This window comes from Pseudomonas fluorescens group sp. PF-1 (assembly GCF_054481335.1).
In genome coordinates, this window is sequence record NZ_JBTMNG010000002.1 from 298,658 (window position 1) to 318,742 (window position 20,085).

Consider the following 20,085-nt stretch of genomic DNA (forward strand, 5'->3'; position numbering starts at 1 on the left):
TGTACGGATGCTCATAACGATCAAGGATGATCCATGTCGATGCTTGCCACTGCACCGGTTTCCCCTGCGGAACTGGAAGCTCGTTTACGTCTGCACCGTCTACCTGAACTGGGGCCGGCGCGTTTCAAGAAACTGCTGGAGGCGTTCGGTTCGGCGTCCAAAGCCATCAGCGCACCCGCCAGTGCCTGGCGTGCGCTGGGTTTGCCGCTGGCCTGTTCCGAGGCCCGGCGCTGCCCTGAAATTCGCGATGGCGCCAGTCATGCTTTGGCCTGGCTAGAGCGTCCGGGCCAGCATTTACTGATGTGGGACCAGCCTGACTACCCTTCACTGCTGGCGCAGATCAGCGACGCGCCGCCGCTGTTATTCGTCGCCGGCGACCCCGGCATTCTGGAAAAACCGCAGTTGGCGATGGTCGGCAGTCGTCGTGCGTCACGACCGGGCATGGACACCGCCGCAGCGTTTTCCCGCAGCCTGGCCGGCGCCGGATTTGTCATTACCAGCGGTCTGGCCCTGGGCATCGACGCGGCCGCTCATCAGGCGGCGTTGGACATTGGCGGGCAAACGGTCGGCGTGCTTGGCACGGGCCTTGAAAAGTTTTATCCACAGCGCAATCGACGACTGGCCGACGCGATGATTGCCACCGGTAGCGCCGTGCTTTCGGAGTTCCCGCTGGATGCCGGTCCGACCGCCAGCAACTTCCCGCGACGCAACCGGATCATCAGCGGTTTGTCCCTCGGCGTGCTGGTGGTGGAGGCCAGTGTGGCCAGCGGTTCGTTGATTACCGCGAGGCTCGCGGCGGAACAGGGGCGTGAGGTGTATGCGATTCCCGGGTCGATCCATCACCCCGGCGCCCGCGGTTGCCATCAACTGATCCGCGACGGTGCCGTGCTGGTGGAAACCGTCGAGCACATCCTCGAAGCCCTGCGTGGCTGGCAGCAGCTGCCGTTTTCCACAGAAGTGTCTGCGACGGCTGCGCCTCATCCGTTGCTGACCCTGCTTCACGCCGCGCCACTCTCCAGTGAAGCACTGGCCGATGCGTGCGGCTGGCCCTTACCCAAAGTGTTGGGGGAATTGACGGAATTGGAGATGGAGGGGCGTGCGGTTTGCGAAAACGGCCGCTGGTTTGCACGAGTGAGCTAGGTTTTATAAACAAGATCGGTAAACTGCGCAGAGCCTTATTCTGGAGTGTTTTTCATGGTCAACAGTTGGCGTGTGCAACAAGCCGCGCAAGCAATTCGCGCCGGGGCGGTGATTGCCTACCCAACCGAAGCCGTCTGGGGTCTGGGTTGCGACCCGTGGGACGAAGAGGCCGTGGAGCGGCTGTTGCTGCTCAAGGGCCGGTCTGTGGATAAGGGCCTGATTCTGGTCGCCGACAACATCCGTCAGTTCGACTTCCTCTTCGAAGACTTCCCAGAGCTGTGGATGGACCGCATGGCCAGCACCTGGCCGGGGCCGAACACCTGGCTGGTGCCGCATCAGAACATGTTGCCGCAGTGGATTACCGGGGTGCATGAAACCGTGGCCCTGCGGGTCAGCGATCACCCGCTGGTGCGGGACTTGTGCTCACTGGTCGGGCCGCTGGTATCGACGTCCGCCAACCCTCAGGGTCGGCCGGCGGCGCGCACGCGGATTCGCGTGGAGCAGTATTTCCGTGGACAGCTTGATCTGGTGTTGGGCGGGAATCTGGGTGGGCGCAAGAATCCGAGTGTGATTCGCGATCTGGCGACCGGACAGGTCATGCGCGCGGGTTGACGTTCGCGTCATCGTTCGCTGGCAAACCAGCTCCCTCAGTGATTTCGGGTGTCCACAGTATTTGTATTCACCACCGAAACCTGTGGGAGCTGGCTTGCCAGCGATGAGGCCCTGCCAGTCGCTGAAAATCTTAAGGCAACAGAACAACCGACCCGGTCGTGCGTCGCGCCGACAACTCGGTCTGTGCCTTCGCCGCTTCAGCCAGTGGATAACGCTGGCTGATATCGACCGTCAGCTTGCCGCTGATGATCATCTCGAACAGTTCGTCGGCCATTCGCTGCAGGTTCTCGGCGTTGTTGGCGTAGGTCGCCAGTGTCGGGCGGGTCACGTACAGCGAACCCTTCGCCGCCAGAATCCCCAGGTTCACCCCGTCCACCGCACCGGACGCATTGCCGAAACTCACCACCAGACCCCGGGGCGCCACGCTGTCGAGCGAAGTCAGCCAGGTGTCTTTGCCGACGCCGTCGTACACCACCGGGACCTTTTTGCCGTCAGTCAATTCCAGTACGCGCTGTGCGACGTTTTCATGGCTGTAGTCGATGGTCGCCCAGGCGCCATTGGCCTTGGCCAGTGCGGCTTTCTGCGCTGAACTCACGGTGCCGATCAACTTCACGCCCAATGCCTTGGCCCATTGGCACGCCAGGGAGCCCACGCCACCAGCCGCAGCGTGGAACAGGATGGTTTCGCCGCCCTTGAGTTCGTAGGTCTGACGCAGCAGGTATTGCACGGTCAGGCCTTTGAGCATGACCCCGGCGGCTTGTTCGAAGCTGATGGCGTCCGGCAGATGCACCAGGTTGGCTTCGGGCAATACATGCACGTCACTGTAGGCGCCCAACGGACCGCTGCCATAGGCCACGCGATCACCGACCTTGAATCGGGTGACTTCGCTACCGACCGCCTCGACCACGCCCGCCCCTTCGGCACCCACGCCCGATGGCAGGGACGGCGGCGAATAGAGGCCGCTGCGGTAATAGGTATCGATGAAGTTCAGGCCGATGGCCTTGTTGCTCACCCGAACTTGCTGCGGGCCGGGCTCGGCGGGTTGGTAATCCACATACTCGAGCACTTCGGGGCCACCGTGGGCACGGAACTGAATACGCTTTGCCATCTGCACTCTCCTGAGATCGTTTCTACCAAAGCGTCCTATCGGACTCCTAAGCTTGATCTTCGTCAACTGCGACGAGCGCATCGGCGGTGGTATGCTACGCGCCCTTTTGCGCCGGCTGAGCTCCAATGGAGCGCCGTGTAGCTTTGCCCGATCCAAGGTGATGCCATGACTACCCGCACCGAGGCCGTAAAAGCCTACCTGCTCGACCTGCAAGACCGCATTTGCGCTGCCCTGGAAGCCGAAGACGGCGGCACGCGCTTCGTCGAAGACGCCTGGAACCGGCCTGCCGGTGGAGGCGGACGTACGCGGGTGATCGAAAACGGCGCAGTCATCGAAAAGGGCGGCGTCAATTTTTCCCACGTTTTCGGCAGCGGTCTGCCCCCGTCCGCCAGTGCCCATCGGCCAGAACTGGCCGGGCGCGGGTTCGAAGCCCTGGGCGTGTCCCTGGTGATCCACCCGCACAACCCGCACGTACCGACCTCCCACGCCAACGTGCGGTTTTTCATCGCCGAAAAAGAAGGCGAAGAGCCGGTCTGGTGGTTTGGTGGTGGCTTCGACCTGACCCCTTACTACGGTAATGAAGAAGACTGCGTGCACTGGCACCGCATCGCCGAGCAAGCCTGCGCGCCGTTCGGTCCGGAGGTCTATTCACGCTACAAGGCCTGGTGCGACAGCTACTTCCACATCAAGCATCGCCACGAGCCACGGGGCATCGGCGGCTTGTTTTTCGATGACCTGAACGAGTGGGACTTCGACACCAGTTTCGCCTTCATGCGCGCCATCGGTGACGCCTATATCGAGGCTTATCTGCCGATCGTGCAACGGCGCAAGAACGACGCGTTCACCGCCAAACAGCGAGAGTTCCAGGAGTTCCGCCGCGGGCGTTACGTCGAGTTCAACCTGGTTTACGACCGTGGCACCTTGTTCGGCCTGCAATCGGGCGGGCGTACCGAGTCGATCCTCATGTCCCTGCCGCCGCAAGTGCGCTGGGGTTATGACTGGAAAGCCGAACCGGGCAGCGAAGAAGCACGCCTGACTGAATACTTCCTGCAAGACCGCGATTGGTTGGTCAAGGCCTGAACGAGGAATCCTGATGGACCGTTACGTCGTATTCGGCAACCCGATTGGTCACAGCAAGTCGCCATTGATCCATCGCCTGTTTGCCGAGCAGACCGGGCAGAAACTCGACTACAGCGCCTCGCTGGCGCCGCTCGACGATTTTTCCGGCTGTGCCCGGGCGTTTTTCCTCGAGGGTCGTGGGGCCAATGTCACAGTGCCGTTCAAGGAAGAAGCCTACCTTCTGGCCGACAGCCTGACGGCGCGGGCACGACGGGCCGGGGCGGTGAATACCCTGAGTAAACTGGCCGATGGCAGTCTGCTGGGCGATAACACCGACGGTGCCGGCCTCGTGCGCGACCTGACGGTCAACGCCGGGTTCAGCCTCAAGGACAAACGCATCCTGCTGCTCGGTGCTGGCGGCGCGGTGCGTGGTGCATTGGAGCCTTTGTTGGCGGAGCAACCGGCGTCGGTGATCATCGCCAACCGTACGGTGGACAAGGCCGAGTTGCTGGCGGAGCTGTTCTGCGACCTGGGCCCGGTATCGGCCAGCGGTTTTGACTGGTTGCAGGAATCGGTGGACCTGATCATCAACGCGACGTCCGCCAGCCTTTCGGGCGAAGTCCCGCCGATTGCCAGCAGCCTGATCGAGCCGGGCAAAACGGTGTGCTACGACATGATGTACGGCAAGGAACCGACCTCCTTCTGCCGCTGGGCCAGCGAACACGGTGCAGCGGTGGCGATGGATGGCTTGGGCATGCTCGCCGAACAAGCGGCGGAGGCTTTTTTCCTGTGGCGCGGTGTGCGCCCGGATACGGCGCCGGTGCTGGCCGAGCTGCGTCGGCAGTTGGCCCTCTAGGCCTTTGTGGCGAGGGAGCAAGCCCCCTCGCCACAGAGTCCGTTTTTATCAATGGCCGATGCGTTTCAATCTTCAAACCGAATCGGGCATTTCTCCGCCCCTTCGAGCTTTCTCAATTCCTCCACCACCTGCGGTCGCGCCTGTCGTAGCGTGAGGCTGCGATTCTGGCGCAGCAATCGCCGCGCTTCCTGGTGCAGCATTTCCACGCCCGAATAGTCGATGAAGTTGATCTGCTGCGCCTCGATCACTACCCGCGCGCCGTGCATCCGTTGCAAACGCACCTGCAAGTAATGGCTGGCGCCGAAGAAGATTGAGCCGCCGACCCGCAGAATGTCCTCATCACCCTCGCGTATATGCTGAACCCGCGGTTGCGAGGTGCGCTTGAGGTAGAAGAACAGCGAGGCCAGCACGCCGGCATAGATCGCCGTCTGCAATTCCAGGAGCAAGGTCGCGACGCAGGTCAGCGCCATCACCACGAACTCGGCACGGCTGACCCGCAGCAAGGCGCGAATGCCACGATGGTCGATCAAGCCCCAGGCGATCAACAGGATGCTGCCGGCCATGGCCGGGATCGGGATGTGCGCGATCAGGCTGGCGCCGAAGATCGCGAACAGCGCCACCCACAACGCCGAAAAAACTCCCGCCAACGGCGAACAAGCACCCGCGTCATAGCTCAGGCCTGAGCGGGTGAACGAACCGGCTGACAGCGATCCGGAGAAAAAGGCCCCGACAATGTTCGACAAGCCTTGGGCGCGTACTTCCTGATTGGCATCGAGCAACTGCTGTGAACGGGCGGACAGCGAGCGGGCGATCGACAGGCTGGTCACCAACCCGAGCATGCCCACGGCCACGGCACTGGGCAGCAGGCGCAAGATCAGGTCGAGGTCCAGCGGCAAAGGGCTGAACGGCGGTAACTTTCCGGTGAAGGCGCTGACCCGTTGCACATGACCGAACATCGCGGGCCAGAGCCAGACCAGCAGCGCGCCCAGCATCAGGGTGATCAACAGGGTCGGCCAGCGCGGTAGCAACAGTTTCAGGATCGCGCCGACCACGACGGTGGCCAGGCCCAGCACGAGCGACGGTTTGTCCACCTTGTCGAGATGCCTGAACAAATTGATGAAGCTGTCCAGGGCAGTGGCTTGGCTCGGCAAGTCCAGTCCCAACAGGTTAGGCAATTGGCCGACGGCGATCACCACGGCTGCACCCAGCGTGAAGCCCAGCACCACCGAGTGCGATACGAAATTCACCAATGCGCCGAACCGCAACAAACCCAGCAGCCATTGGAAAATCCCGGCCAGGAATGTCAGCAGCAGGATCAAAGTGACGTAGTCCTGCGTCGCGGGGACGGCCAGAGGACTGACGCTGGCGTACAGGACAATGGAGATGGCCGCCGTAGGACCGCAGATCAAATGCCACGACGAACCCCACAGACAGGCAATCAGCACCGGGATGATCGCCGCGTACAGACCGTATTCCGGTGGCAGGCCGGCAATCAGCGCGTAGGCAATGGATTGTGGCAACGCGAGAATCGCGCCACTGAGGCCGACAATCAGATCGCGACCAACGCTGGCGCGGGTTTGCCGGGGTAACCAGGTGAGGAACGGAAAGAGTGAGTGGCGGCTGGGAAGGGCCATGGGTCCTCTCGGTTGGGGGTTTTCGCAAGGGTAGCAGGGCGACAAAAATTATGTGGCGAGGGAGCTTGCTGTGGCGAGAGGGCTTGCCCCCTCGCCACACAGGTATTGTCAGAGCTTGGCTTTCACCGCTGGTAATGCATCCTTGCCGTCCACGGTCTTCACGCCATCAAGCCACTGGTCCAGCACCGCCGGGTTGGCCTTGATCCACGCCTTGGCCGCGTCGGCATTGCTGACTTTCTTGTTTACCACCTCGGCCATGATGCTGTTTTCCATCTCCTGGGTGAAACTCAGGTTGGTCAGCAGCTTGCCAACGTTCGGACAGGCCTGTGCATAACCTTTGCGGGTCAAGGTGTGGACGCTGCCCGTGTCGCCAAAGTATTGCTCGCCACCCTTGAGGTAATGCATTTTCAACTGCACGTTCATCGGGTGCGGGGTCCAGCCGAGGAAGGTCACGAACTTCTGTTTTTTCACGGCGCGAGACACTTCGGCGAGCATGGCCTGTTCGCTGGATTCGACCAGTTTCCACTGACCCATGTCGAAGTCGTTCTTCTTGATGATTTCCTGCAACGAGGCGTTCGCTGGCGCGCCGGAGCCGATGCCGTAGATCTTCTTGTCGAACTTGTCGGCGAACTTGTTCAGGTCGGCAAAGTTATGCACACCCGCATCCCACACGTAGTCCGGGACGGCGAGGGTGAATTCGGTGCCGTCGAGGTTCTTCGCCAGTTGCGTGACATCGCCGGTGGCGACGAATTTGTCGTAGAAGCCCTGCTGCGCCGGCATCCAGTTACCCAGAAACACATCGACCTGGCCATCCTTGAGCCCGCCATAGGTGATCGGCACCGCGAGGGTGTCGACCTTGGCCTTGTAGCCCATGCCGTCCAGCAGAAACCCGGTGATGGCGTTAGTCGCGGCGATGTCGCTCCAGCCAGGATCGGCCATTTTCACCGTCTCGCAGCTCTGGTCGGCAAATGCCGAAGCGCTGCCCAGCGCCAGGAGCCCGACCGTCAGTACTGTGGATAACCTTTGCATGGACTTCCCCTCAACATTATTGGTTTTGGCAGGGTTGTGGATAACGTGCTTTACGCTCCAGATCATCGAGGTCGATGTGGTTGCGCATGTACTGCTGACTGGCGTCCACCAGCGGCTGGTGATCCCAGCTCTTGAGCTTGCCGATGGTCAGCGCATCGGCGACGAAACGCCGGCGTCGCTGGCTCGCGAGCACCTGTTGGTGGATCGCGGGAATGTCCCAGCGGGCCCGCGCTTCGGCGAGAAAATCGTCGAACAGCTGGCGATGTTGCGGCGACTGGCTGAGTTCTTCCAATTCGTGCGGGTCATTGTGCACATCGAAGAGCAGGCAAGGGTCGTCTTCGCTGTAGATGAATTTGTAGGCGCCGCGGCGAATCATCATCAACGGGCTGATGGTGCCTTCGGCCATGTATTCGCCGAACACTTCGTCGTGACCGCCCTGCCCTTGCAGGTGCGGAACCAGTGAGCGGCCATCCAGCGGCAAGCCCGATTCCAGCGAACCGCCCGCCAGTTCGACGAAGGTCGGCAGCAGGTCGGCAGTGGACACCGAGGCGCTGACCCGACCGGCGCTGAATTGCCCCGGGGCACTTATCAACAGGGGCACGCGAGCCGCCATTTCAAACCAGTGCATTTTGTACCAGAGGCCCCGCTCGCCGAGCATGTCACCGTGGTCGCCGGAGAACACGATGATGGTGTCATCGATAAGCCCGGTTTCTTCGAGTGTTTGCAGGAGTTTGCCGACGTTACTGTCTATATAGCTGCACGCACCGAAATAGGCGCGGCGGGCGTCACGGATCTTATCCACAGGCAGCGGCTTGTTCCACAGGTCGTAGACCTTGAGCAAACGTTGCGAATGCGGGTCGAGTTCGTGTTGATCCGGCGTCACAGGCAACGGGATATCGGCATCGTCGTACAGATCCCAAAAGGCTTTTGGAATGGTGTACGGATCATGGGGGTGAGTCATCGAAACGGTCAGGCAGAACGGCTGGTCGCCCTCTTCGCGGATGTGATCGAACAGATACTGCTGGGCCTTGAACACCACTTCTTCGTCGAAATCGAGTTGATTGGTGCGCACGCAGGGGCCGGCTTGCAACACCGAAGACATGTTGTGATACCAGGACGGGCGCACGTCTGGCTCATCCCAGTTCACCGCCCAGCCGTAGTCCGCCGGATAGATATCGCTGGTCAGACGTTCTTCATAGCCGTGCAATTGGTCCGGGCCGCAGAAATGCATCTTGCCCGATAGCGCGGTGCGGTAGCCGAGGCGACGCAGGTAGTGGGCATAGGTCGGTACATCGGCCGGGAAATCCGCCGCGTTGTCGTAGGCGCCGATTTTGCTCGGCAACTGGCCGCTGACCAAGGTAAAGCGCGATGGCGCGCACAGAGGGCTGTTGCAGTAAGCGGCGTCGAATACCACGCCTTGGGCGGCGAGGCGACTGAGATGAGGCAGTTTGATCGGCGAAGGACCGTAGAACGGCAACATTGGCGCGGCCATCTGATCGGCCATGATGAAAAGAATGTTCTTGCGCTTCATGTGATCGCGGCATTCCATAGTGGATGTTTATGCGAGAGTGCTGCGATCGAGCATGTAACCCATGCACATTGCGGTAAAGCCCCTGCACGGCAATGACTAGGATAAGCACAGCTTATGTATGACGCCCTGGGTGATCTGTCCCTGGATTTGCTTCGCGCGTTCGAGTCCGCGGCCCGCCAACGCAGTTTCACCGCCGCGGCCGTTGAACTCGGCACCACGCAACCGGCCATCAGCCAGCAGATCAAGCGGTTGGAAGAGCAACTGGCGACCCGTCTGTTCGACCGCATCTATCGCGGTATCGAACTGACCGAGGCCGGGACGGTTCTTTTCGAGCAAGTTCAGCTCGGTTTGCAGCAAATCGATGCCGGATTAAGCGCTATCAGCGCACAACAACAGCATGAGGTGCTGCAGGTCGCCACCGATTTCGCATTCGCGGCCTATTGGCTGATGCCGCGCCTGCACCGCTTTCACGAGGCCCACCCGCAAGTGGATGTCAGCCTGGTGACCAGTGAGCGCAGCCATAACATGCTACGTACCGATATCGACGTGGCGGTGCTGTTCGGTGATGGCCGCTTCAAACAGGGAGAAAGCCATTGGCTATTCAGTGAAGAAGTGTTCCCGGTGTGCAGCCCGCAGTTGTTGAGTGAGCGATCCCTGCCCTTGCCTGCCCAGTCGCTGCTGGAGTTTCCGTTGCTGCACCTTCGCGGTGAAAACAGCAGCAACTGGTTTGACTGGAGCGGCGTGTTTCGCGAATTGGGCATCACCTCTGCCCCGGCGCCGGGCCAGTTGCGCTTCGACAACTACACCCTGCTGATACAGGCCGCAATTGGCGGTCAGGGCGTGGCCATTGGCTGGCGCCACCTTGTGGATAACTTGCTGGCGCAGGGCCTGTTGTGCCGCCCCATCGCCGAGACGGTGATATCCAGGCTGGGCTATTACGTGGTCCTGCCGCAACGCAAGCGGCGCGGGGCGCTGATTCAACAGTTTGTCGACTGGTTGATGGCCGAGCAGGCCCGCAGTGCGCAATCGCTCAATCCTTAATGGTCAGCCACGCCACGCTTTGTTTGACTGGCTCGGCCTTAAACTGCTCGTCGGTCATGGTGCGCAAGCTCGGCCGTGGCGCGCGGCCGAGGCTACTCATGGCACCATATAGCACTACTTTCACCACCGGTGTTTCAGCATTTTTCATGGTCAGGCTCCGTTATTTCCTGCGTATAGGGTGTGTGAGCTGTGGGAAACGGTGAGGGTTCGACTGGGTTTTGGAGGGATTCACATGCAACGGATCAAGGGCTATCACGCCCATGTTTACTTCGATGCCAGCACCATCGATCAGGCACGGGCGTTATGTGAGCAGGCAGCACAGCTGTTCCCGCTGAAGATGGGCCGCGTCCACGAGCGCTTGGTCGGCCCGCATCCGGACTGGAGTTGCCAGTTGGCCTTCGAGCCTGAGCTCATCGGCGATGTGTTGCCCTGGCTGGCGCTCAACCGCAAGGGGCTTGTGGTGTTCCTGCACCCGGACACCGGCGACGATCTGCTGGATCACAGCGAGCACGCCATCTGGATGGGCGCGATTCGCCCACTGGACCTGTCTATTTTTTGATCAGATGCTTTCTTCGGGCTCGCCCGGCAAATGCTCATCCAGGTGCAGCCAGGGCAAGCGGTTGTCGGTCCAGATATGGCGTTCGGCCGGCGCCTGTTCGGGATGGTCGAGGGTGGCGATGGTCACGTCGATGCTCGCAGGGCTCAGGTGGGTCACCAGCGCCAGTTGCGCGCCACAGTGACCGCAGAAATATCGTGCACAGGTTGCCGATGAGTCGTATCGCGTCGGTGTTCCGGCCACCCATTGAAAGGCGGACGCCGGCACGGTGATCCAGGTCGTCACGATACCGCCGCTGACCCGACGGCAAATCGAGCAATGGCAGTGGGCGATATCGTGCAATGGCCCGCTGAATTGATAGCGCAGTTGTCCGCAGTGGCAACCGCCGGTGTGAAGCGCATTCATCTCGTTTTTCTCCAGGGCCCGAATCGATGGGCTCAAAACCTGTCCGACGACCGGTTATACATCCGGTCAAAGCTTTCATCGGCGAAAGCTGGCTGAAAGCTTCCCCGATTAGGATCGCCCCCACTGCCGGCACAGACCGGTTGGCCAACACGAGCGTTCGATTGCTCGCCTGGCCCATTTAACAACAACAATGGTGATCCTGATGCCCTCTGCTACCCGCCGCTTCGCTCTAACTCCGCCCGTACGCCTCGTGCTTGCCGTTTTGCGCTGATCCCGCGCGATCCGCCCTTTCCCTAGCCGCGCTACGCCTGGAGTATTCCCATGCTGACTTTCCTTGGCTTCGCCATGGTCATCACGTTCATGTTCCTGATCATGACCAAGCGCCTGTCCGCGCTGATCGCCCTGATCATCATCCCGATCGTCTTCGCCCTATTCGGTGGTTTTGCCCCGAAGATCGGCCCGATGATGCTCGAAGGCATTACCAAGCTTGCGCCGACCGGCGTGATGCTGATGTTCGCCATTCTGTACTTCGCCCTGATGATCGACTCGGGTCTGTTCGACCCGGCCGTGCGCAAGATCCTCAAGCTGGTCAAGGGCGACCCGTTGAAAGTTTCGGTCGGCACCGCCGTACTGGCGCTCGTCGTCTCCCTCGATGGTGACGGCGCGACCACTTATATGATCTGCGTGGCCGCCATGCTGCCGCTCTACAGCCGCATCGGCATGAGCCCGCGGATCATGGCCGGCCTCATCATCCTCGCCGGTGGCGTGATGAACATGACCCCGTGGGGTGGCCCGACGGCCCGTGCGGCCAGTGCGTTGCATGTGGACCCGTCGGCGATCTTCGTGCCGATGATTCCGGCGATGGCTGCCGGTGTGCTGGCGATCCTGGTCATTGCCTACTTCTACGGCAAGCGTGAACGGGCGCGTCTGGGTGAGCTGCACCTGGTTGGCGATGAAATCGACCACAGTGAAATCAGTGTTTCGCAGTTTCCGGATGCCCGTCGGCCGAAGCTGATCTGGTTCAACGGCGCCCTGACCCTGGCGTTGATGTGCACCCTGATCGCCGGTCTGTTGCCGCTGCCTGTGCTGTTCATGGTGGCCTTCAGTATCGCGATGATCGTCAACTATCCGTGCCTGCAACAGCAGAAAGATCGTGTCGCGGCCCATGCCGGCAGCGTGTTGGCGGTGGTCGGGCTGATCTTCGCCGCCGGCATTTTCACCGGCATCCTGTCGGGTACCGGTATGGTCGATGCCATGTCGAAAAGCCTGCTGGCAGTGATCCCTGATTTCCTCGGCCCTTACCTGGCCGTGATCACGGCGCTGGTGAGCATGCCGTTCACGTTCTTCATGTCGAACGATGCATTTTATTACGGCGTGTTACCGGTACTTGCCGAAGCCGCCAGCCACTACGGTATTACCGCAGTGGAAATGGCACGTGCCTCGATCGTCGGTCAGCCCGTCCACTTGCTGAGCCCGCTGGTACCATCGACCTACCTGTTGGTGGCCCTGGCCGGTATCGATTTCGGTGACCACCAGCGCTTCACCCTGAAGTGGGCAGTGCTGGTGTGCATGTGCATACTGGTTGCCGCGTTGCTGATGGGGATTTTCCCGCTGTTCAGCACTCTATAAGCCCAAGACTCACCACTTCGGGTCCAGGCTTTGTGGTTTGAGGCCCGGACCCTTCGTGGTTTAACACTCGCTCAAAGGAATACACATGGAATGGCTGACCAACCCTGAAATCTGGGTTGCCTTCTTTACCCTGACCGCCCTGGAAATCGTCCTCGGTATCGATAACATCATCATGATTTCGATCCTGGTCAGCCGCATGCCCAAGCACATGCAACAGCGCACCCGGATTTTCGGGCTGGCGCTGGCCATGGTCACGCGGATTCTATTGTTGCTGTCGATCACCTGGGTCATGCGCCTCACAGCCGACCTGTTCGTCGTGTTCGGCCAGGGTATTTCCGGGCGAGACCTGATCCTGTTCTTCGGTGGCCTGTTCCTGTTGTGGAAAAGCTCGCAGGAGATGTACCACGCGCTGGAAGGTGAGGACGAAACCAACGACGAGCCGAGTGGCGCGGGGGGCAACTTCCTCTACACCATCATCCAGATCGCGATCATTGACATCGTGTTCTCCCTGGACTCGGTGATCACCGCCGTCGGCATGGTCTCCCACGTACCGGTCATGGTCGCGGCCATCATCGTGGCCGTATTGGTGATGATGTGGGCTTCCGGCACCATCAGCGATTTCATCGACAAACACCCGTCGCTGAAAATGCTGGCGCTGTCGTTCCTGTTGGTGGTCGGTACGGTGCTGATTGCCGAATCCTTCGACGTGCACGTGCCAAAAGGCTACGTCTACTTCGCCATGGCGTTCTCGCTGGCGGTGGAAGCAATCAACATCAAGATGCGCACCGCAATTGCGAAAAAGAAAAAGCAGCGAGACCCGGTGAAACTGCGCAAGGACATCCCGGGCCAGTAACCCTGTAATACGCAACACCCTGTGGGAGCGAGCTTGCTCGAGATAGCGGTCCATCCGTCAACATCAATGTTGAATGTGAGGGCCCCATCGCGAGCAGGCTCGCTCCCACAGTTGTTTTGGGTGGCCGGAGGGCCAGGGTCTCATGACGGTTTTGTTTCAATCGCTACTTTAGCTGTGCGATGCTGGCGCCAGGACCGTTAGCCAACTACAGCTTAAGTACAGAACGTAGAAAAAAGCGCGGCACCGTCAACTTGCTCCTTTGGGGCGCTACCACCACAGGGGGCCTGTATGCTCACCCTGCTCAATTTATTATCTGCCGTGGCCCTGTTGATCTGGGGCACGCACATCGTCCGAACCGGCATCCTGCGGGTTTACGGTTCCAACCTGCGCCACGTGATTGGCCAGAACATGTCCAGGCGCGGGCTGGCGTTCATCGCGGGGATCGTGGTGACGGCCATGGTCCAGAGCAGCAACGCCACCGCCATGCTCGTGACCTCGTTTGTCGGTCAGGGCCTGATGGCGCTGACCCCGGCGCTGGCGACCATGCTGGGCGCCGATGTCGGCACGGCGCTGATGGCGCGGGTGCTGACCTTCGATCTGTCATGGCTGTCGCCGCTGCTGATCTTTCTCGGGGTGATTTTTTTCCTGTCGCGCAAACAGACCCGGCTGGGTCAGATGGGCCGTGTGGCCATTGGCCTGGGTTTGATCATTCTGGCGCTGCAATTGATCGTCGAAGCCGCGGCACCCATCACCCACGCCCAAGGGGTGAAGGTGATCTTCGCCTCGCTGACCGGCGATATCCTGCTCGATGCCCTGGTCGGCGCGCTGTTCGCGATGATTTCCTACTCGAGCCTGGCGGCGGTCCTGTTGACCGCAACCCTGGCCGGCGCCAGCGTGATCAGCCTGCCGGTGGCCATCGGCCTGGTGATCGGCGCCAACATTGGCAGCGGCGTTCTCGCGTTCCTCAGCACCAGCATGCAGAACGCCGCCGGCCGCCAGGTGGCGCTGGGCAGCCTGTTGTACAAGCTGATCGGCCTGTTGCTGATCATTCCTGTGCTCGACCCGCTGGTACACTGGATCGATAGCCTGGACTTCAGCCCGCAGGAAATGGTCATTGGTTTCCACCTGCTCTACAACACGGCGCGTTGCCTGATCCTGCTGCCCAGTGTCGGGCCGATGGCCAGGTTCTGTGCGTGGGTACTGCCGGAGCGTCCGCAAACCAACGGCATGGCCAAACCCCGGCACCTGGATCCGACGGCGTTGGACACGCCAAGCCTGGCATTGGCCAATGCCGCCCGGGAAACCCTGCGCATGGGGGATCTGATCGACAATATGCTGGAAGCCATGCTTGATGTGCTGAACGGCAAGCAAACGGCCGTGACCCAGGAGATGCGGCGTCTGACCGATGACGTCGAGGCGCTCTACAGCGCGATCAAACTGTATCTGGCGCAAATGCCCCGGGAAGACCTCAGCGATCAGGACAGTCGACGCTGGGCGGAAATTATCGAGCTGGCGATCAACCTCAAGCTCGCCAGCGACTTGATCGAACGCATGCTGCGCAAGGTGCAGCAGCAGAAAACGTCCCAGCGTCGGTCGTTTTCCGAAGTGGGCGTGGAAGAGTTGGCAGGGTTGCACAGCCAGTTGATCTCCAACCTGCGCCTGGGATTGTCGGTGTTCCTCAGCGCCGACAAAGAAAGTGCCCGTCAGTTATTACGCGAGAAACGTCGCTTTCGCGCTCAGGAACGCCGCATGGCCCATGCGCATGTCAGCCGTTTGCAACGTAAGATTGTGCAGAGTATCGAGACCAGTTCGCTGCACCTGGAGCTGATCGCCGATATGAAGCGTCTGAACTCACTGTTCTGCAGCAGCGCCTATGTGGTGTTGGAAACGTCCGAAACCGGTGCGCTGGCTGTCGACGATTTGACCGACATAACACATTCGCCTTGAACGTCTGGCAGTGTGGTCAGTCAGTAGCATTGATTCAGTTCCAAGGCCGTCTTCGCGGGCAAGGACGAAATGGATCTCCGATGGGTTGCCGGGAAGCTCGTTATGCGTTGTCTGTTGTTCGCCTGTCTGTTGCTTGGCTCATTCCCTTCATTTGCCCTGGATCGCTTCCAGGTCGAGGGTTATTCCCTGCGCAACGGTCTGCAATTGCTGCTCAAGCCCGGCATGGAACGCGGTCATGTGGCGATTCGGCTGGTGGTGGGCGTCGGCCTGGATGACTTCAGCTGCGCCGATAAGGAACTGCCACACCTGCTTGAACACTTGTTGTTCAGCGGCATCGACGCCAGCGGTGAAGGTGGCCTCGAAGAGCGCATGCAGGCGTTGGGTGGTGAATGGAACGCCTACACCAGCAATGCCGACACCACGTTCGTGATCGAGGCCCCGGCGAAAAACCAGCGCCAGGTGCTCGACCTGCTGCTGGCGCTGCTGACCCAGACCCGTTTCGACGACAACGCCATCAACGCCGCCAAGCAGGTGGTCGAGCGCGAAGACGGTGGCCATTACTCTCACCTGCAGCGCTGGCTGGATCGCCAGGACCTGGGCCACACCGCCAGCAACCAACTGGCGGTGGAACTGGGGCTCAAATGCCAGGAGCGGGCAGAAGTTGACTACCTGACCCATGAACAACTGGAGAAGGTGCGCAAGGACTGGTACGCGCCGAACAACATGACGCTGATCGTCGTCGGCGACCTCGACCGATTACTGCCGGCCTATCTGGAGCGCACGTACGGCGCTCTCGAGGCAATCAATCCCACCGACCACCCGCCTCTGCCACAGATCCAGGCCAGCGCCGCCCATGAGCGCGACCTGACCCAGGGCTTTGTCGGCGGCGGCGCCAAACTGCACTGGTTGGTACCGGAGCCGGTTCAGGAAGATGAGCACGATGTCACCTTCGACCTGCTCAAGGACTATCTGGACTGGGCGCTCTATCGTCAGTTACGTCTGGAGCATGGCTTGTCCTATGGCCCCTGGGCCGAGCGCGAGGTATTCGGTGGCGTGGGCTTCATGAGCCTCAACGCCGATCTGGAGCGTGACGATGTGGCCGAGGCGCAACAGGTCCTGGATCAATTGAAAGCCGGGTTGCTCAAGGACGGTCTCAATGCCGAGACCTTCAACCGCCTCAAACAGGCCGCCATCGCCCGCCAGGCCTGGGCCGTGCAAGGCAACAGCGCGTTGGCCGATTACTATTGGGGCGCCCTTGGGGACTATGAGGACGGACGTTTCGTCGACCCGGCCCGGGAGCTGCAAGGCGTAACGCTGGAGGAAGCCAACAAGGCCATGCGCGAGTTGCTGATGCAACCCGGCTATCTGCGGATCGAGAAGCCGTTGATGAGTTATGACCAGGTGTTGTGGGCGATCGGTGGGGTGTTGGGCCTGCTGTTATTGAGCCTGGCGGCTTGGCGCTTTCACCGCACCCGATGACTGAACCCCGTAGGAGCTGGCCTGCCGGCGAAGGCCGTTAACGATAACGGGTGTGGTCTGGGTAAACGCGGGGCCTTGGCAGCCAGCGCCACAGAAGTCAGTGGCCTCTCGCCACACTGCCCTGCCAGCGGTAACCTGTCGGGGATTTTTCCTACGACTACTGTGAACCGCCGAATGCCGACCCTGACCCTTTTTATCCAGCGCATCCTCGAACTGATGAAGCGCTACCCCGGGGTCATTGCGCTCGGTGGTTTTATCTCCGGGGTCTGCAGCTTCATCCTGGTGGACCGTCAGCAAGGTCTGGCGAGCTGGATCACCACCATCATGCTGGTGAGCTGGGTCTGGCTGATGCTGGAAAACAGCCTGACCAAACTGTTCACCAAGGTCTTCAAGCGGGAAATTCCCCAGCCCCTGCTGCGTTATGCGACGCAGATGATCCACCAGGAAAGCCTGTTTTTCGTCCTGCCGTTCTTTTTCATCACCACCACCTGGAACAGCGGCCAATTATTGTTCACCGGGTTGCTGGGGATCGCGGCGCTGATTTCCATCACCGATCCGCTCTACTACAAATGGCTGGCGCCACGGCGATGGGCGTTCCTGGCACTGCATACCCTGACGCTGTTCGCCACCTTGCTCACCGCCCTCCCCGTGATCATGCACCTGACCACGTCCCAGAGTTTCAAACTGGCGCTGGGCACCGCCGTCGTACTGTCGTTCCCGAGCCTCGCTTCGATTTTCCCGATTCGGACCCTGCGTAACGCCTTGGCGATTCTGAGCATTACCGTGGGGATCGGCGGCGTTGGCTGGGTGCTGCGGTCGTGGGTGCCGCCAGCGACCCTGTGGATGACCGACGTGGCCATCAGCATGCAATTGCAGGACCGCACCCCCGGTGACAGCCTGGAAGAGGTCAGCGCCGAGCAGATTCGAGGCGGCGGTCTGTACGCCTACACTGCGATCAACGCCCCCCGTGGCCTGGACGAGCGCATTTATCACGTCTGGCAGTTCAACGGTAAAGAAGTCGACCGCATCCCTCTGGATATTCATGGCGGTCGCAAGGAAGGCTACCGCGCCTGGACCCACAAGCAGAACTTCCCCGGCAACCCCGCAGGCAATTGGCAGGTTCGGGTGTTGACCGAGGACGGCCAATTGATCGGCGTGCTGCGCTTCAAGGTCACCGACAGCACAGCGATCAAAGAAAAGTAATGCGGTTCGTGCTATTACGTAGGTCAGCGTAACAGCCGAAAAAGCACGGAGCTTATGACCAGCAACACTGCGGCGGGCAATGCCCAACTGGATACCTCGCGCACCCCGCCCCAGATACGGGTCACAGGGGACTGGACGCTCGCCCATTACGCCGACCTCAAACTGCTGAGCGAAAAGCTCGAAGGTCGATACGACGACAGCACCCGCATCGACCTCAACGGCCTCGGTGCCCTCGATACGGCAGGTGCGTCGTTGTTGGTTGAACTCTTGGGCTCCGAGCGCCTGGGCCGCTCAGCCGAACACCCCGATTGCACCATTTCTTCTGCCGACCGCGCGTTGTTGCAAACGGTCTACCGCTCGCTGACGGATTTCTGTGTGCCGATCAAGGAACCGGAAATCAGCGTCGGCGTTCAACTCCTGACTCGCATCGGCCGTGCCGTGGATGCGGTCTGGCAAGACACCCTGCAGTTGCTCGGCTTCGTCGGCCTGATTCTGGAAACCATCGCCCGCAACCTGTTTCGCCCCAAGCGCTGGCGCATTACGCCGATGGTGGCGCACATCGAGCAGACCGGCCTCGATGCGGCGCCCATCGTTGCCCTGCTGACGTTTCTGGTGGGCGCCGTGGTGGCGTTTCTCGGGGCGACGGTGCTGGCCAAATTCGGCGCCACGGTGTTCACCGTGGACCTGGTGGCGTTTTCTTTTCTGCGCGAGTTCGCCGTGTTGCTCACCGCGATTCTGATGGCCGGGCGCACCGCCAGTGCGTTCACCGCGCAGATCGGCTCGATGAAGGCCAACGAAGAAATCGACGCGATTCGCACGCTGGGCCTCGATCCCATGGAGTTGCTGGTGGTGCCGAGGGTCCTGGCGCTGCTGGTCTCGCTGCCGATGCTGACCTTTCTGGCGATGCTGTCGGGGATTGTCGGCGGTGGTGTGGTCTGCGCGGTGACGCTGGATATTTCGCCGGCGATGTTTTTATCGCTTTTGCAATCGGACATCGGTGTTCAGCACTTTTTGGTGGGGATCGTCAAAGCGCCGATCTTCGCCTTCCTGATCGCCGCCATTGGTTGCCTGGAAGGCTTCAAGGTCAGCGGCAGCGCCGAGTCTGTCGGCGCGCACACCACATCGAGCGTGGTGCAATCGATCTTCGTGGTGATCGTGCTCGACGCCGTGGCTGCGCTGTTTTTCATGGAGATGAGCTGGTGAGCCGTTTACCCCGAGCGCCTGCCGAGGCGGTGATCGAAGTCCGCGGGCTGTGCAATCGCTTTGGTCGCCAGAGTGTGCACGAGCACCTCGATCTGGATTTGTACAAGGGCGAAATCCTTGCCGTCGTCGGCGGCTCCGGCAGTGGCAAGTCGGTGCTGCTGCGCAGCATTGTCGGTTTGCGCCAGCCCAGCGAGGGTGTGGTGAAAGTCTTTGGCAAGAACCTGCCGACCCTGTCCGAGCACGAGCGCTCGTTGGTCGAACGGCGGTTCGGCGTGCTGTTCCAGAAAGGCGCGTTGTTTTCATCGCTGACGGTGACCGAGAACGTCGCCCTGCCCCTGATCGAACACGCCGGCCTGAGCCGCAATGATGCCGAGCACCTGGCGGCGGTGAAACTGGCGTTGGCCGGGTTGCCGCTGTCGGCGGCGGACAAATACCCCGCCTCCCTGTCCGGCGGCATGATCAAGCGTGCGGCGCTGGCGCGGGCCTTGGCGCTGGACCCGGACATTCTGTTTCTCGACGAACCCACCGCCGGCCTCGATCCGATTGGCGCCGCGGCCTTCGATCAACTGATCCTGACCCTGCGCGATGCCTTGGGCCTGAGCGTGTTCCTGGTGACGCACGACCTCGACACGCTCTACACCATCACTGACCGGGTCGCGGTGCTGGCGCAGAAGAAGGTGCTGGTGGCGGACGCCATCGACAAGGTTTCGGAAACCGACGACGCGTGGATTCACGAATACTTCCATGGCCCTCGCGGCCGCGCGGCGTTGAGTGCCGCTAAACAGTTCAACGAGGTCTGA

Annotated in this window: 19 protein-coding genes; 13 read left to right on the forward strand and 6 right to left on the reverse strand. The window is 60.9% G+C overall.

The features are described from left to right. Positions 1-33: 33 nt before the first annotated feature. Complete coding sequence (gene dprA / locus ACX3YD_RS16030) at positions 34-1,140, forward strand: DNA-processing protein DprA (RefSeq protein ID WP_458960489.1); 1,107 nt, start codon at positions 34-36, stop codon at positions 1,138-1,140. 54 nt (positions 1,141-1,194) lie between these two features. After that, entirely contained in the window at positions 1,195-1,752 is a 558-nt protein-coding gene (locus tag ACX3YD_RS16035; protein ID WP_047535709.1) for an L-threonylcarbamoyladenylate synthase, read from the forward strand. Between the two features lie 130 nt (positions 1,753-1,882). On the opposite strand, the gene ACX3YD_RS16040 is transcribed toward ACX3YD_RS16035, so the two are convergent. After that, positions 1,883-2,860, reverse strand: coding sequence for an NADPH:quinone reductase (locus ACX3YD_RS16040; RefSeq protein WP_103405344.1), 978 nt, complete (start codon positions 2,858-2,860; stop codon positions 1,883-1,885). Between the two features lie 165 nt (positions 2,861-3,025). Between ACX3YD_RS16040 and hemF the strand changes: the two genes are divergently transcribed. Together hemF and aroE are read left to right on the forward strand one after the other, a co-directional pair. Further along, on the forward strand, positions 3,026-3,940 hold the full coding sequence (hemF, locus tag ACX3YD_RS16045; protein ID WP_458960490.1) for an oxygen-dependent coproporphyrinogen oxidase: 915 nt from the start codon (positions 3,026-3,028) through the stop codon (positions 3,938-3,940). A 13-nt stretch (positions 3,941-3,953) separates the two neighbouring features. Beyond that, complete coding sequence (aroE, locus tag ACX3YD_RS16050) at positions 3,954-4,775, forward strand: shikimate dehydrogenase (RefSeq protein ID WP_103405345.1); 822 nt, start codon at positions 3,954-3,956, stop codon at positions 4,773-4,775. Positions 4,776-4,840: 65 nt separating this feature from the next. Here aroE and ACX3YD_RS16055 read toward each other — a convergent pair whose 3' ends face one another. From ACX3YD_RS16055 to betC, 3 genes are all read right to left on the reverse strand, one after another. Then, positions 4,841-6,409 carry a SulP family inorganic anion transporter gene (locus ACX3YD_RS16055; protein ID WP_458960491.1) on the reverse strand — a complete coding sequence of 523 codons (1,569 nt, stop codon included), beginning with the start codon at positions 6,407-6,409 and terminating at the stop codon, positions 4,841-4,843. 108 nt (positions 6,410-6,517) lie between these two features. Then, entirely contained in the window at positions 6,518-7,438 is a 921-nt protein-coding gene (choX, locus tag ACX3YD_RS16060) for a choline ABC transporter substrate-binding protein (protein ID WP_458960492.1), read from the reverse strand. 16 nt (positions 7,439-7,454) lie between these two features. Continuing rightward, entirely contained in the window at positions 7,455-8,969 is a 1,515-nt protein-coding gene (gene betC / locus ACX3YD_RS16065; RefSeq protein ID WP_458960493.1) for a choline-sulfatase, read from the reverse strand. 114 nt (positions 8,970-9,083) lie between these two features. Between betC and ACX3YD_RS16070 the strand changes: the two genes are divergently transcribed. Further along, on the forward strand, positions 9,084-10,010 hold the full coding sequence (locus tag ACX3YD_RS16070; protein WP_458960494.1) for a choline sulfate utilization transcriptional regulator: 927 nt from the start codon (positions 9,084-9,086) through the stop codon (positions 10,008-10,010). Here the strand turns inward: ACX3YD_RS16070 and ACX3YD_RS16075 are convergent. Next, complete coding sequence (locus tag ACX3YD_RS16075) at positions 10,000-10,158, reverse strand: hypothetical protein (RefSeq protein WP_458962112.1); 159 nt, start codon at positions 10,156-10,158, stop codon at positions 10,000-10,002. The two genes, ACX3YD_RS16070 and ACX3YD_RS16075, sit on opposite strands and share 11 nt — an antisense overlap. A gap of 84 nt (positions 10,159-10,242) precedes the next feature. Here ACX3YD_RS16075 and ACX3YD_RS16080 point away from each other — a divergent pair, with 84 nt between their 5' ends. Further along, positions 10,243-10,569 (forward strand): DOPA 4,5-dioxygenase family protein, encoded by a 327-nt coding sequence (locus tag ACX3YD_RS16080; protein ID WP_090466149.1) that lies wholly within the window; start codon positions 10,243-10,245, stop codon positions 10,567-10,569. On the opposite strand, the gene ACX3YD_RS16085 is transcribed toward ACX3YD_RS16080, so the two are convergent. Continuing rightward, positions 10,570-10,971 (reverse strand): GFA family protein, encoded by a 402-nt coding sequence (locus tag ACX3YD_RS16085; RefSeq protein WP_103405350.1) that lies wholly within the window; start codon positions 10,969-10,971, stop codon positions 10,570-10,572. A gap of 321 nt (positions 10,972-11,292) precedes the next feature. On the opposite strand from ACX3YD_RS16085, the gene ACX3YD_RS16090 reads away from it, so the two are divergent. From ACX3YD_RS16090 to ACX3YD_RS16120, 7 genes are all read left to right on the forward strand, one after another. Beyond that, entirely contained in the window at positions 11,293-12,600 is a 1,308-nt protein-coding gene (locus tag ACX3YD_RS16090) for a CitMHS family transporter (RefSeq protein WP_047535731.1), read from the forward strand. An 85-nt stretch (positions 12,601-12,685) separates the two neighbouring features. Continuing rightward, positions 12,686-13,453: a TerC family protein gene (locus ACX3YD_RS16095; protein ID WP_103405351.1), complete on the forward strand. Its 768-nt coding sequence runs from the start codon at positions 12,686-12,688 to the stop codon at positions 13,451-13,453. Positions 13,454-13,741: 288 nt separating this feature from the next. Further along, positions 13,742-15,400, forward strand: coding sequence for a Na/Pi cotransporter family protein (locus ACX3YD_RS16100; protein ID WP_458960495.1), 1,659 nt, complete (start codon positions 13,742-13,744; stop codon positions 15,398-15,400). A 102-nt stretch (positions 15,401-15,502) separates the two neighbouring features. Then, positions 15,503-16,879, forward strand: a complete 1,377-nt coding sequence (locus ACX3YD_RS16105) for a M16 family metallopeptidase (protein WP_458960496.1) — start codon at positions 15,503-15,505, stop codon at positions 16,877-16,879. A 174-nt stretch (positions 16,880-17,053) separates the two neighbouring features. Then, the gene (locus tag ACX3YD_RS16110; protein ID WP_103405354.1) at positions 17,054-18,082 is read left to right on the forward strand and encodes a DUF5924 family protein; all 1,029 of its coding nucleotides are present in this window, start codon (positions 17,054-17,056) and stop codon (positions 18,080-18,082) included. A gap of 54 nt (positions 18,083-18,136) precedes the next feature. Beyond that, positions 18,137-19,285, forward strand: a complete 1,149-nt coding sequence (locus tag ACX3YD_RS16115) for an ABC transporter permease (protein ID WP_103405355.1) — start codon at positions 18,137-18,139, stop codon at positions 19,283-19,285. Continuing rightward, positions 19,282-20,085 carry an ABC transporter ATP-binding protein gene (locus ACX3YD_RS16120; protein WP_103405356.1) on the forward strand — a complete coding sequence of 268 codons (804 nt, stop codon included), beginning with the start codon at positions 19,282-19,284 and terminating at the stop codon, positions 20,083-20,085. The genes ACX3YD_RS16115 and ACX3YD_RS16120 overlap by 4 nt, the downstream gene beginning before the upstream one ends.

Coding starts and splice junctions, on each gene's coding strand:
- dprA (WP_458960489.1), top strand. CDS start 34: ATGTCGATGCTTGCCACTGCACCGGTTTCCCCTGCGGAACTGGAAGCT.
- ACX3YD_RS16035 (WP_047535709.1), top strand. CDS start 1,195: ATGGTCAACAGTTGGCGTGTGCAACAAGCCGCGCAAGCAATTCGCGCC.
- ACX3YD_RS16040 (WP_103405344.1), bottom strand. CDS start 2,860: ATGGCAAAGCGTATTCAGTTCCGTGCCCACGGTGGCCCCGAAGTGCTC.
- hemF (WP_458960490.1), top strand. CDS start 3,026: ATGACTACCCGCACCGAGGCCGTAAAAGCCTACCTGCTCGACCTGCAA.
- aroE (WP_103405345.1), top strand. CDS start 3,954: ATGGACCGTTACGTCGTATTCGGCAACCCGATTGGTCACAGCAAGTCG.
- ACX3YD_RS16055 (WP_458960491.1), bottom strand. CDS start 6,409: ATGGCCCTTCCCAGCCGCCACTCACTCTTTCCGTTCCTCACCTGGTTA.
- choX (WP_458960492.1), bottom strand. CDS start 7,438: ATGCAAAGGTTATCCACAGTACTGACGGTCGGGCTCCTGGCGCTGGGC.
- betC (WP_458960493.1), bottom strand. CDS start 8,969: ATGAAGCGCAAGAACATTCTTTTCATCATGGCCGATCAGATGGCCGCG.
- ACX3YD_RS16070 (WP_458960494.1), top strand. CDS start 9,084: ATGTATGACGCCCTGGGTGATCTGTCCCTGGATTTGCTTCGCGCGTTC.
- ACX3YD_RS16075 (WP_458962112.1), bottom strand. CDS start 10,158: ATGAAAAATGCTGAAACACCGGTGGTGAAAGTAGTGCTATATGGTGCC.
- ACX3YD_RS16080 (WP_090466149.1), top strand. CDS start 10,243: ATGCAACGGATCAAGGGCTATCACGCCCATGTTTACTTCGATGCCAGC.
- ACX3YD_RS16085 (WP_103405350.1), bottom strand. CDS start 10,971: ATGAATGCGCTTCACACCGGCGGTTGCCACTGCGGACAACTGCGCTAT.
- ACX3YD_RS16090 (WP_047535731.1), top strand. CDS start 11,293: ATGCTGACTTTCCTTGGCTTCGCCATGGTCATCACGTTCATGTTCCTG.
- ACX3YD_RS16095 (WP_103405351.1), top strand. CDS start 12,686: ATGGAATGGCTGACCAACCCTGAAATCTGGGTTGCCTTCTTTACCCTG.
- ACX3YD_RS16100 (WP_458960495.1), top strand. CDS start 13,742: ATGCTCACCCTGCTCAATTTATTATCTGCCGTGGCCCTGTTGATCTGG.
- ACX3YD_RS16105 (WP_458960496.1), top strand. CDS start 15,503: ATGCGTTGTCTGTTGTTCGCCTGTCTGTTGCTTGGCTCATTCCCTTCA.
- ACX3YD_RS16110 (WP_103405354.1), top strand. CDS start 17,054: ATGCCGACCCTGACCCTTTTTATCCAGCGCATCCTCGAACTGATGAAG.
- ACX3YD_RS16115 (WP_103405355.1), top strand. CDS start 18,137: ATGACCAGCAACACTGCGGCGGGCAATGCCCAACTGGATACCTCGCGC.